The following is a 12,674-nucleotide window of genomic DNA, read 5'->3' as shown; positions in this document are numbered from 1 at the left end:
GCCTCACGGCGCACACACGACCTACGCCATGGGGCCGCATCCCTCGCCCACGAAGCCGGCGCCGACCTCAAGACCCTGCAGGACATGCTCGGCCACTCCAGCATCCTGGTCACCGCCGACACCTACACCAGCGTCCTACCCCTGACCCAACGACGCAGCGCCGACGCCACCGCCCACCTCGTCCTCGCCGCCGCCCACCGCACCCGCGCCACAATCCGGGAGGCGAGCCTCCGCAACCGGCCCAAACTCCCACCAGCGACAGGCGCCGCCACCCGACAGGCAGCAACGAAGCGGAAGAAACCTCAAGTCAGGAAGCCACGACCTCCCGAACGATCACGGAGAGTGATGACATCCGAGTGGCACCCACGCGACACCCACCGTCCACACTAGCCATTCACGACGACGGGCCTGACCGCGTTTCCGCAGTTCAGGCCCGTCATAATCTTGTGCGCCCGAAGGGACTCGAACCCCTAACCTTCTGATCCGTAGAGAAGTGTCAATGTTTAAGGCGATCAGTCCAGCCCGGCCCGGCCGCGTCCAGCCCAATCCGAACACATTATTGCAGGTGCGGGGTTAGCACGTTGCACATCAATCAAAGAACCACTTGTGAATAGAGTCCAAAATCCGGCGTAGTCCAGCCTACCCACCCCCAGTTCCCCGACGTCCGAGCACCCACGGAGCACCCATGCGTGCGCCCGACCGGGCCGGATCAGGGTCGGGTGCGAGGGCCGCGCTTCGCCGAGCCAGGGAGTCGCTGGTGACGGACCGCAGCAGTCACTGGCAGCGGGCCGCTTCACATCCTCGCCGTGGTCAGGCTTTGACTGGCGTCTTGTCGCAGGCGGCGCGGGATGCGGCGATCAGTGACGCGCCGAGGTTCGCCGCCTTCTGAGGGGTGAGCCGGATCGTCGTGCGGTCCCAGAAGCCCGACAGCAGCGATGCGGCCAGGTTCCGGACCGTGTTGTGGTTCATCCCGTCGAGCTTGGTCATGTCGGTGGGGCGCTGTTCCGGGTTGTCGATGGCCAGCGTCACCGAGGGCGGCTCGTCGTACCCGTCAGGGGAGTTGAACGCCTGAAGGTCGACCGTCGCCACCTTGATGTCGTTGGCACATTCGTGGTGCTGGCCGTACACGGCGGCCACGTGCCGGTCGTGCAGGCGGACGCCGTCTTCGGTAAGGCACTCCCCACCGCACCACACCGGGCACTGCGGCTCGGCCGGCTTGGCGGGTGGAAGCAGGTAGCCGGCGTGCGACCACATCGCGAAGTCCACCACCGCGTCCAGCGCCTGCTCCTCGGTGCAGTTCAACCGCACAGCCTGCTCAGCGACGCTCAAACCCTGCTGAGTAAGTCGCTCGGCGACCACGCCGCGGAACACACTGATCTTCTGCTCGGCCGTCAGGCCCTCGTCGTGTACCACCAGATCGGCCACGGTCTGGTGGAGGCTCGGCCGGTCTGGCGTCGATGCCGGACCGGCCGTTCCGGCCTCGGTCAACCGGCTGTCGGTATCTCGCGCCATGGCCACAACCCGTCCGACCGCCGTCCGCACCTGCTCGGCCTCGTCCAGCGTGAGACGTAACGCCGCTGTCGCGCCCTCGATCACGAACTTCAACACCGGCTCGACCGCGTCGGCGTGCTGCTCCAGGCCGACCTCCAGCCCCGGCGGCCGGTACGCCTCACCGCTGCGCGACTCGCCGGCAGTACTCACCAAGGTATGCAACGACAACAGCACAGGCGGCGATTCTTCTGGCCAGTGGATGCGATCCTCGAGATGGTCGCCGTCCTGGTGGGTCGCAATACACCAGGATGGACACGCCCGCCTCAGCCAGTACGGCCGGTGCGTTCGGTGCGCTACCATGACCGCCTTCCTGATGGATGTAGCGAGGTAGCCGGCATCGGCCAGACTGAGTGGATCTGGAGCGGACACGAACAACTCCGCTGGGGTGCTCTCCTCGGGTTGGTCAAGGTGCTCCAGTGAGAAGATCTCCACCGCCATCCCGCCGGCCTCACCCTTGTGGGTCTCCATTACCGTCCGGGAGTGCCCCCGGGCCCGGTCGCCCGGACTACCCAACTCCTCCTCGGCGTGGACCTTGACGCACCACGGCGGGCAACCGCCGAGGTGCGCCGGGATGTTCGAGCTCACGACCTCGTTCAACAGAACAGCCATATCGAAAGGTTTGCGCATGGCTATTGCGTGAGGACGGACACCGTGTCCACCAACCTGACAGTGCGGTAACCGAAACCGGTGCTCGACGGGGGCGTTGTGGTTCGAGAATCGGGCGTTGCGATGCGCGGGGTGGTGGTAGGCCTCCCCGTCTTCCCGATCGGCGGTCACGCTGTGCCGCGTGTGCCAGAGTCTCGGTCCAGTATGCGTTTAATGACCGGCCGCGTGCGGGCCCCTTCGGCCGTTCACACCTCAGCGTGCAGCCGTCTTGCGCCCCGGATGATCCTCCAGGATCTGTCGAGCGAAGTGTACGGGCGCGGGTCGGGCTGTCCGCCCGTCCCAGGCCAGCGAATGCCCACAAAGCCGCGCGCTGAGCGCCGCAAGGTGTTGGCGTTCGAAGGTGCCGTGTTCGAGGAGTAGGAACTCGGTGCAGGTCATCGCGTGCCAGGGTGTGCGAAGTTCTCTTGCTTCCGCGAGGTCGAATCGTGTCTGACGGTGGCCGGCTCTGACGCTGGATTGGAACGCTTTGTCGCTGCGCGAGCGGTTGATGAGGTAGTAGGTGTCCTGGTGTGCGCCGGGAAGGTGGTAGAGCCGTTCGGTGGCTGGGACTGCACCGTCGTCGGCGTTTGCCCGCTTTCCGGTTGCCCTGACAGGTTGTGGCAGCTTGCCGTCTGATGCCGTGTTGACCCTGACCAGGGAGATGTCGGATGGGTTGATCATTCCGAGGTGGGGCAGCGCGTCGAACTGTCCGTTACCCAGGTTCTTGTTGGTGGTGCCGGACCACAGTGGGTACCGGTTGGAGCCGTCGATGTAGATGATCATCGGGATGTCGTCGTAGCGGGTGCGGAGCTGGTGCAGCGACCGTTCTGTGTAGGCCCGTGCCAGCGCTGTGCGGGCGGCGGGGTTCGGGTCGTTGAACTGGCTCAGGTCGGTGGCGTGATGTGCGGCGATGGCGGTGGGGAGGTTGTTCCAGCCGTGGGCATCGGGGTGGTAGCCGAGCATGTTCCAGGGTGTGTCGGTTCCGTCGCTGACGAGGGCGGAGAGGCTGATCATGCGGGTGGCGGGTTGGTTCTGTTCGCGGGTATAGAAACCGACGATGACGCATGGCTGCGGCTGCAGGGGGCGCGAGAACACCCGGGTTGGTGTGGTGGCGGTGAGTCCCGCTGCCCGGAGGAGGTCTCGTACGGCGGCATTGGCGGGGTGGTCGACGGCATCGGGCTTGGGCGTTGACGCTGGATCGATGAACTGGCTGACGGTGCCGTGGGCGGCCAGGGCGCGGCGAAGCTGTGGCTTGGGGTCTTCGGCGGGCTTGGCTGCGGCGAGTTCCTTGTTGCTCTCGGCGAGTACGAGGTGCAGGGCGTCCAAGGTCTTGGTGGAGATGATCTGCTCGGCGAGGGTGTTCCGGAGGTGCGTGGGTCCGGGAGCGACCAGCATGTCGGTCTTGGCGCTGTCGAAGGTGATGGTGAGCGCGCCGTCGAGGAAGGTGCTCTCTGCGGTTGTGAGGCTGTTCTCGGGGAGGTTGAGTACTTCGGTGAGCGCCCGGGCGGACCGGTGGCGCTGTAGGTCGTCCTGGTAGACGACGCTGATGTGGATCGGCCGTGCTACCGCGTTGACGGCCGAGGCGAGTTTCGCGTGCCGGTCGGGGTCGCCGGGGGCGTCGATGTTGCGTATGGGTGTGGTTTCCAGGGCGAGCGACTCCGTGTTGAGCCTGGCGGTGGCGTGCTTGAGCACGCAGTCGAGGAATCGGCGGCCCGGTCCGGAGCCGATGGGGTGCCTGTCGGGTGTGGTGGCGTGCCGGGCGCGGATGCGGGGGTAGGTCGCGAGGAGGTCATCTGCGGTGAAGTTGGCGGGCACGCCGCGGATGCTGAAGGAGTCGACGAGTTGGGGAAGGAGCCCGGTGATCACGTTTCGGTTGGTGGGGCGGTCGTAGCGGTGTCTGGCGGTGAGCAGCATGCCGGTGTCGTCGGTGGCGATCCAGAGGCTCTTGGCGTTGCCGGGGAAGCCGGTGGTGGCGCTGATGTGGGCGTCGAGGTTGAGCAGGATGCCGGGGTAGCCGGGGACGGTGATGGGTTCGAGACTGATGTAGTGGATGCCTTGTTCGGCCTTGGGGTGCGGCTCGGGAAGCGGGCGGTTGAAGGCGACGAGGTTGCCGTCGATGTCGGGACGGAGAAGCAGGTCCGTACCGTCGGGGAGCTTGAGCGCGCCTCGGAGGAGTTCGATGGTGCGCCAGGTGGCGACGTCGAAGACCCAGTTCGGGATGTCGGCGTGCTTCACCGTGCCCGCCTGGAGGTACTTGGCGATGTGAATCGTGCGTGGCTTGGTACGGCGTAGCAGTGGGCCGAGGAGGTCTTCGAATGGTGCGCCGTGCCGGGCCGCGAGGTCTCGTTCGAAGGCGGCGAAGAGCCGGCTGATGATGGCGGTGTCGATCTTCTTGCGCATCAGGAGCAGCGTGCCGGGGCCGTCGGGGTCCTTGCAGATGGTGGCGTAGTCGCTGGACACGTAGCGCAGGCCGAGGCTCAGGTCCCTGTACGGCAGGTTCTTCGGGTGGCGGGTGTATCGGCGGTTCAGGTCCTGCCAGGTGTCGTTGACCTCGCTGCCGAGGGTGTAGCCGTGGATCTTCTCCGCCATCGCTTCGGTGTAGGGAAAGGCCAGGGTGCGCATCAGGAGTTCCTGTCGTTGATGCCGGCGAACGTGAAGAACGCGTCGATGGTGGTGCCGTAGATGGAGCGGACCTGGTCCAGTTGGTTGTCGTCGCGCCATCGCCGGTGGAGGTTGCGGATGAGGGAGGCGAAGTCGCTGCCCGGGGCGGCGCCTCCTCGGTGGAAGGCGTTGTCGACCAGGTGAAGAGTTGTGTTGGTGCCGCCACGCCTTGCGCGCCCGGCGAGTTGGATCAGGTCGGCCAGGACGTCGGCGAAGATCGCGGTTCGCACGTCGGGGGGCAGGCGCCCGAAGGCGGGGTTGGACCTGTTGATGAGCTCCAGATGTTTGGCGGCGATGCGGTGGCGTTCGTCGAGTTCCCTGCGCGGGTCCTCGCCGGGGTGCCGGTTGCGGCGGGCGTGGGCACCGGTGTGGGCAACCAGTGCGGATGGTTCGTCGATGAGCTTGATGGGCCGGACGCATACCCAGATGGAGTCGAGCGCGGACCGGTGGCCGACGACGATGTTGAGCCCGCGGGCAACCCGCGCGAAAGGTGAGATCAGCACGTCCCTGCCCGTGCCCGGGAAGGTCCGCAGCCGGCTGGCGGGAATGGCGAGTACGTCGTCGGGGATTTGCAGGCCGCGGCGGTCACCGGCGGGAACAGCGACGGCGATGCGGGTGCGGTGGGCTCCCCCGGCGATCAGGCCACGGCAGAGGGCGAGCATCTGGTCGTAGGAGTTCGTGACGAGCAGGACCCGGGCACGGGCACGGCGTTCGGCGTCCCGGTGGTCGTGCAGGTCCCGCAGTCTCTGTTCGAGGATCTGGTCCCAGAGGCCGGATCCGATCCCTTCGAGTAGTTGGGCCTTGCGGCTGCGGGCTGCCCCGGAGATGACAATCCCGCGCTTGGTCGTGTGGTCGTTGACGGACGCGTTGCTGACGGTCAGCCTGCCAGTGCCAGTGCCGGCGATGTCGGGGTAGTAGCAGGCGACGTCGGCATGGACGTGGTTGGTGGGGGAACCGGGTAGGTAGGCGGTCGCGGAGAGTCCGACGATGACTCTGGGCGCGCCCGTGAGCGCGGGAGCCGTGGTGATTCCGAGGTCTGCGGTGTAGGCGTGCGGGTCGCCGGAGAGGATCTCTGCGGTGAACTGCCGGTCGGAGCGGCTCTCCGGGTCGCCGGTGACGGCGAATCCGAAGACCGCTCGGCCGATCGGTCCTTCGGGTGTTGCCTGCCAGGCGGGAGCGCGGTCCAACGCGGCCTCGACGTCGTCGGCGAGCCGCATGCCGCTGTCGCGCATCAGCGGCAGTAGGGCTTCCAGTTCGGCGAGCCCTTGCTGGAGTTCGCCGAGGAACGCCCTGCGTAGGAGAAGGTGGGCGGTCTGCAGCTGCCACGCCGAAGCGGCGGGTTCTGCTGGATCGTCGTCCTTCCCGGTCTGACGGCCACAGTCCGCTTCGTCCAGGTCGCAGTCGGCGTCCAAGTCCAAGTCGGCGTCGGCGTCGGCGTCCGGTTCGCCCTCGTCGGTGGTGGGCGCGGTGATCGTCTCGATCGCGCTGACGATGCCTTGGCTTCTTTTGTGAATCAAGTCGGATTCCGGCTCGTCGGCGACGACGAGGCGCAGTTCCTTGCGTAGGTCCGCCCAGCCGGCGGGTAGCGCGTCGGGGTCGGGTTCGTTCTGGGTGAACAGGGATTTGAACCTGTCGAGTTGGTCGTCGCTGGGGCGGTCTTCGAGTTCGTTGAGGCCGAAGAGGCGGCAGGCGAGGAGGTTGTCCCATCGGCGTGGCAGGTGCAGCCTGGCCTGTTTGGGGCCGAGTGGGTCCTGCGGGTCGATGAACCCGTTGACGACGGCGGCCAGGTAGCGCTCGGAGAGGAACTCGACCCGGTGGATGGCCCGCTGGAAGGCGAGTTCGAGTTCGCCCGGCACGTTGTCGGATTCGACCTGTTCCTTGCGCTGGTCGTCGAGCTTCTCCAGGAGCAGCTTCTGCGTGTCACGGCGGGCCAGGACGAGGGTGCGGCCGGATTGAGTGACCGCATGTCCCTGGAAGGCGTCGACCTCGTCGACAAGGACGATGTCGGCGCGCCGCAGCAGCAGCTCCTGCGCGCTCATCCGTCCGTGGAGTGTGCCGTTCGTGATGACGGGAAACGGCACCGAGCCCTGCTGGAAGTAGGCGTGGTTGGTGACGATGATTTTGGCTGGGCCGGCGGCTTGCCGCCATGGCGCCCACTTCTCGCAGGCTCCGATCAGAGGGCATCGGTGTCGGCCTTCGACGCCGGGCTCGTGCAGATCCGTGCAGGGTTCCTGGCCGGGCTGCCATGCGGCGCCTTCTTCGTCGCTCAGCATGCAGGAGTAGCCGAGCTCCTGCCAGGTCCATCTGGCACCGGCCGGATCCTCCGGTGCGTCGTTGGTGCGCTGGACGGCCACCTCGATGAGCCGTCGGTGGGACATGAGTGCGACGACGGGGATGTCGAGGCTCAGCGCCGCGAGGTCACTGCGGATGGCCGCGACAAGATCCAGCGTGCTCTCGACATCAGGGGTGAGCAGGACGACGGTGCGGCGGCCTCCTCTGTGGCTGGCGAGGTGAGTGGCGGCGACGCGCATCCAGACGCTCTTGCCGGAACCAGTGGGAGCGATCATGAGCTGGAGGGGCCCTGCCGCGAGCTTCAGCCGGTCGACGGGTTGGCCCTGTGGCGTCCGCAGCTTCCGTGAGAATCCGTCCAGGACCTCCGCCAGGCGGAAGGCATCGTCACCCCGCTTCTTGTCGATCAGTTCCGCGGTGGCGTGCATGTCCGCGAGGTCGGCCACCACCTCGGCTGGCGCGGTGGCGTCCAGAACCGGGACAGGCGGGTAGGGCATCGGCACCCGCGGGATGAGGTAGGTGTTGCGCCGGAACTCGTCACGGCTGGGACCGGCGAGGAAGACCGACGAGCTGTAGCGCCTGCCGGCCAGCGCCTCTGGGGGGACACGCAGCGGGGATGACGCATCCTCCAGCTCCTGCAACGCGGCGGTGATCAGATCACCGACCGGCACACCGTCGATCACCTGCAGGAAGTCCCCAGCCTCCAGGTAGCGGGGCGACCGGTTGTTGCGCAGGTGCTCGCCGAGGCTGACGCGCAGGCCACCTTCTGTGGCCAGGCGGCGAGGGCGCAGGTGGATGAGGCGGTCGATCGCATGTCGTTGCGTGGCGGTGAGGCCGTCGCGCCAGAGGCTCCACACCCCGAGCTGGCCGGAGAGGAGGAACCGCGCGTCGCGGGGGTCGACCGCAGGCGCGCCTTCCCAGGTCTCGGTGGGGAAGAGCTGTTCGGCCAGGCCGAGCGCCAGACGCAGCGACGGCCCGATCATGAACCGGTTGGCGGTTCTGTGGAAACGCGAACGGTTACTCATCCGGCTGCGGCCCTCTCCACCTCGGTGAGGAATCGGTGAGACGTCGTGGCGAACCGGCGCCGTGACCCGGTGGCAAGGCGCAGCCGTTCGTTGAGGACCGCCACATGCCCCGCCCGGTAGTCGGGGACGACGATCAACAGGTCGGATTCGCCGATGCTGCCCCGACGCAGCAGCTCGTTGGCCAGCCGCGCGGGGTCGGTGTAGTCCTTGACATCGACCCGCCAGGGCCGCCGTCGTCCTGGTGCCCTCACTTCCAGGTCGTACCGGTCGACGTGCGGCCACAGTCTCGCGGTGACGCCCGGCATCATCTCGAGTTCGCGGTGCAGGCGGACCTCCTCACAACCGGGGATGGTCGAGTACCGCCAAGCTGGCCAGACGAGGCACACCTGGCCCTTGACCGGAACCGCAGTGGTGGCCTGTGGTCCGCCCAACTGCGCGGCACGCTCGACGTTCCACGCGCCGGCCACCGGTGCGCGGCCCTTCGCCGCCTTCACGGTGATCGAACCGCCGAGAGCCTTCGTGTGCGGCGGGTAGGCACAGGCAAGCCGACCGAGTTGGTACCGCATCGGGTATCGGCACACGGGGCACCCGAACCAGTAGTGTTCCCCCTCGTGCGCCACCCACGCCCAGGCGGGGATCTCCTCGACCAGGCCCTCGCGGGGCAGTCCTGCGGCCTTGATCGCGTCGATCACCTCCGACATCTCCCCCGCCGCGTGTTCGATGACTGTCCGTCGCGCCCGCCGGTATCCCTCCTCCGTGCCCGTCGCCAGCATCTGTCCGTAGAGCCAGCCCTGTACCTTCTCCGCGCTCAGACGCGGCACCGACCAGCCGACGACGTCGGAGGCCGTCATCGACGGCGCGAGGTTCTCCATCAGCAGGTCAGCGGCAGCAGCACTCAGCTGTCCGTCCTCCACCAACAAGACCTCGTCGCACGCTTCCCTCAGTGCGTCCGGCAGAAGCCCGGACAGCGGGCCGGTCAACAGGTCGGTGAAGGCCACCAGGGGCAGCAGAGGCTCACCGTGCGCCAGGTGCGCCAGCGCGACCCGCCCGTGCAGTTCAGCCACCTGCCGCCAGCGCTCGCCGGGCGGTCCCGGCGACATCCAGACACTGGCGGCCTGCGTCACCGTGGTCACGACTGTGTCCCGGCCGAACCTGGTCAGATCCGCCGTCATGCGTCACCTTCCTCCCCGGCCGCTCATCCTGGGCGACCCGCAACGCCGCAACCGGACACCGTGTGCGGCCTGATCGACGTCCGCCGCGGTCGCGGCGCAGCCCAGATCACGCCACACTGAAGGCGGCGTGATCTGCGGGAACGCACTCAGCGTCACCGAAGTGGCGTCATCGCGCTCAAAACTAAAGCACAGATGCTATCCTTCTGCACGCAGGTAAAGCGTGAGGGGAGAATCGTGTCGAAGAAGATCCGGCCGGCAGCGTGGGCGGCGTCCCTGTTCGGCCGCGACGTGGCAGCCACGCTGACGGAGGCCATCCCGGCGGCCATCCAGGCCGCCGTCGGACGGCAGATGGACGGCCACCACGCGGTCCGCCTGACGTCGCGCCACGCCTTCGGCGGAGGCTGGCCCGCGCGGTACGAGGAACTGGTCAACCACCTCGGTGAGGTCCCCGGCGCCCAGACGGTGCGCCCACTGGGCAAGAGCTACCGCATCGTCGTCATCAACAACGTCGCCGTGCTGCCGGTGGAGTACGCGAAGGACCTCGCGACCGCCTACGACAGCCCTCGCGCCCTGAAGAAGATCAACAAGACGACGCTGGAGCTGGCGCGGCTCTTCGGCCCCAAACCCGATCATGAACAGCCGGCCTTCGAAGGAATGGAGTCCGAGTCGGACGACCACGCCACCGACCTCCTGCGCGGGCTGGAACCAGACGGTATCGTGATCATCTACTACGCCGCGCACGAGCGGCACGGGCTGCTCAACATCGGATGGGGCCAGATCAGCGTGAGCCAGACCGGCACAGCGAGCTGGGTATCCGCACAACCCCTGCTCGTCCCGTCCGCAGACCCGATCCCCGGACTTCGCCTGGTAACCCAGCCGTCGGCCTCGACCGCGTCGCCGCGATTCGACCAGGCCGAGCTGGCCAGCCCGACGCTGCGCGCCCGTACCGCCGCCGAGCAGGCCACCGTCAGCCCCGTAGCCGAACACAGCGACCACCAACAGCGAAGCGATGCCCAGAACTGACGAGCCCGATGACCTGTTCTCTGCCGGCGGCCTCCCCGTGGAGTCGCCCTCGGGGTCAGCCAGTGCTGTCGCCAGGCAGTTCGACTCGGCACGTCTGACACAAGCTCGCCAGCTCGCCGGGCTGACCAAGAAGGAGCTCTCCGACCGGGTCGGGGTCAGCGCTGCGGCCATCGGCCAGTACGAATCAGGGACGCGGCCACGACCCGAGGTTCTGATCGCCCTTGCCGATCAGCTCGGCTACCCCGTCGGCTTCTTCCAGGTCGGGCGTCCCTACGCCCGCCTCGACTCCTCCGCAGCGCACTTCCGCCATCTCCGTGAGACACGCTCCTACCAGCGCGCCAAGGCCGTCTCCTTCACCGAGCAGGTCTGGGAACTCATCTACGCCCTCGAACGACGCGTCTTCCTGCCCCACGTAGACCTTCCCGGGTTCGCCGGCGGCGAGATCCATCCCGGCGCGAGCCTTCCCACCGAGCCGGTCCAAGCTGCCCGAGCTCTTCGTCAGCACTGGAATCTCGGCACCGCGCCCGTTCCCCACCTCGTGCGCACCCTTGAAGTCCACGGCATCGTCGTCGTCCACGCGCCAGCCGACGGCGACTTCCGTACCGTGGACGCCTTCTCGACCTCCCGGCTACCGCGGCCGTTCATCGTCATCAGCCGCGATCGATCCCAGGATGTATACCGGCAGCGCTTCACCGCCGCACACGAACTCGCCCACCTCGTGCTCCACGCCGACGCCCTGCCCGGTGACACCCGCCACGAACGAGACGCCGACACCTTCGCTGCAGAGTTCCTCACCCCACGCGACAGCATCATCCCCCTCCTGCCCGCGAGAGTGAACTTCGCGGCGTTCGCTGAACTCCAGCGAACATGGGGTACCTCGATCCAGAGCCTCATCTACCGCTGCCGAGAAGTGGGCCTCTACACCGACACCACTGCCGCACGCGCCTACCAACGCCTCAATCAGTCCAAGCCGGCCCTGGAACCCATCGACGGCTTCCCCGGCGAACAGCCGACACTCCTAAGAAAAGCCTTCGAGCTGGCCGCCGACCACGGGCTGACCATCACAGCGCTGGCGCAGGAACTCCGCTGGCCAACGGAACGCGTCCGGCAGTTACTCGGTGCCGTCACCGACCGACCAACACTCAACCTCATAGCCGGCGGCAAGACGGCGGAACACACGCCACCAATGACCGATCGCAATCGTCACCTCAAGGCAGTCGTTACGGACACAACCTAACGACCTCGGCCGCACGACTTCCCATGCGGGTCAGCCCTCAATCTGCGGGAAGCGTAGCTGGACCTCAGGATGCGATTGAGCGGCTCTGCAGGTGGCTGACGCGAGCGCGCTGTGGCGATCCAGGGCAGGCAGGTGTCGTCCAGTTCGGCTACGCGGACGGTCGCCTCCGACGGTGGATCAGCGAAGACGAGGACCTGATGCGCGAGCAGGCTGAATTCGGACATGCTGGTCGCGCCGAGCACCACCGCCCCGCCACAGAACAGCACCGCGCCCGATCCACCACCCCGGCCCCGCTGCCGCGCGGCAACGCCGCGTTCACCGCCCCGGCCAGACCGGTCCAATCCGCGCGCTGCCGCAGCGTGACCGCACCCGTATACCAGACCCTCGCCGGCCACGGCCACCTACCTGCAACCGCGCAGCCCATCCCGTACTCTTACTCACCGGAAAGACGAGCCCGTTTCTGCAGTGGACGTGGTCTAGACAATTGCATCCTTGCAGGTCACGTGCACCTTTTTCATGCCGGCCATGATGAACGCAGTTCCCTCTGACTGGGAGAGGTTGGAAGGCGATGCGGGAGCTTGGGCTCGACCTTGCTCAGGTGAGGACGTTCTTCGTCGAAGATCCGGATCAGGCGTTCGTGCTGATCAGGGTGCCCGTGGACGCTGCTGATCATTGGGCGGATCTGCTCGGTGTGCCGGCGCGGCGCTGTTATGTCTCGGATGATAGTGCGGCTGCAAACGCGACGAGGACTGGCCTGCCGCTATCCGAGGTTGTTGCGGCCAAGATTCCCGATCCAGGTTCGGTGATGGCGGGAGATTTCGGCGAGATCCTCACGGCGATGTTTCTTGCCGCGTCGGCGCATCCGGCCGAGGTGCACGATCCTAAGAAGTGGCGACTTAGAGGACGTCTGATTCACGTATTTTGTCAGCTATGTGGGTTTAGTCGTATCGCCAGGTTGGGGTGGTTTCGGTGGTGAGCCGTTTGGCGAGGTTGTCGATCATGGCGATGGTGATCATGCTGGCGGAGTTGTCGGGTCGGGCTTCGTAGTCGCGCACGAGTCGGCGGTGGTGC

The 12,674-nt window shown here is 67.0% G+C and carries 8 protein-coding genes and 1 pseudogene; 4 read left to right on the top strand and 5 right to left on the bottom strand.

From position 1 onward, the window contains the following. A partial coding sequence (locus tag E1258_RS23400) for a tyrosine-type recombinase/integrase (RefSeq protein ID WP_165949877.1) occupies positions 1–390 on the top strand: 390 nt, incomplete at its 5' end. 420 nt (positions 391–810) lie between these two features. Here the strand turns inward: E1258_RS23400 and E1258_RS23395 are convergent. From E1258_RS23395 to E1258_RS23380, 4 genes are all read right to left on the bottom strand, one after another. Beyond that, a complete protein-coding gene (locus E1258_RS23395) occupies positions 811–2,148 on the bottom strand; it encodes a hypothetical protein (protein WP_132404912.1) in 1,338 nt (445 codons plus the stop codon). A gap of 261 nt (positions 2,149–2,409) precedes the next feature. Further along, complete coding sequence (locus tag E1258_RS23390; RefSeq protein WP_132404910.1) at positions 2,410–4,818, bottom strand: RNaseH domain-containing protein; 2,409 nt, start codon at positions 4,816–4,818, stop codon at positions 2,410–2,412. Beyond that, positions 4,818–8,171, bottom strand: coding sequence for a hypothetical protein (locus tag E1258_RS23385; RefSeq protein ID WP_132404908.1), 3,354 nt, complete (start codon positions 8,169–8,171; stop codon positions 4,818–4,820). Before E1258_RS23385 ends, E1258_RS23390 begins: the two co-directional genes overlap by 1 nt. Beyond that, entirely contained in the window at positions 8,168–9,343 is a 1,176-nt protein-coding gene (locus E1258_RS23380) for a hypothetical protein (protein ID WP_132404906.1), read from the bottom strand. Before E1258_RS23380 ends, E1258_RS23385 begins: the two co-directional genes overlap by 4 nt. Positions 9,344–9,577: 234 nt before the next feature. Here E1258_RS23380 and E1258_RS23375 point away from each other — a divergent pair, with 234 nt between their 5' ends. The 3 genes from E1258_RS23375 to E1258_RS23365 all read left to right on the top strand — a co-directional run bounded on the left by E1258_RS23375 (position 9,578) and on the right by E1258_RS23365 (position 12,579). Continuing rightward, a complete protein-coding gene (locus E1258_RS23375) occupies positions 9,578–10,366 on the top strand; it encodes a hypothetical protein (protein WP_132404904.1) in 789 nt (262 codons plus the stop codon). Continuing rightward, positions 10,353–11,603, top strand: coding sequence for an XRE family transcriptional regulator (locus E1258_RS23370; RefSeq protein ID WP_132404902.1), 1,251 nt, complete (start codon positions 10,353–10,355; stop codon positions 11,601–11,603). Before E1258_RS23375 ends, E1258_RS23370 begins: the two co-directional genes overlap by 14 nt. Before the next feature lie 598 nt (positions 11,604–12,201). Then, complete coding sequence (locus E1258_RS23365) at positions 12,202–12,579, top strand: hypothetical protein (RefSeq protein ID WP_132404900.1); 378 nt, start codon at positions 12,202–12,204, stop codon at positions 12,577–12,579. Here E1258_RS23365 and E1258_RS23360 read toward each other — a convergent pair. After that, positions 12,542–12,674, bottom strand: a pseudogene (locus E1258_RS23360) (IS5/IS1182 family transposase); the annotation flags it as partial. The gene E1258_RS23365 and the pseudogene E1258_RS23360 sit on opposite strands and share 38 nt — an antisense overlap.

Source organism: Micromonospora sp. KC207 (genome assembly GCF_004348615.1).
In the GTDB taxonomy this organism is placed as follows: domain Bacteria; phylum Actinomycetota; class Actinomycetes; order Mycobacteriales; family Micromonosporaceae; genus Micromonospora.
This window is presented reverse-complemented; position numbering and strand designations above follow the sequence as displayed.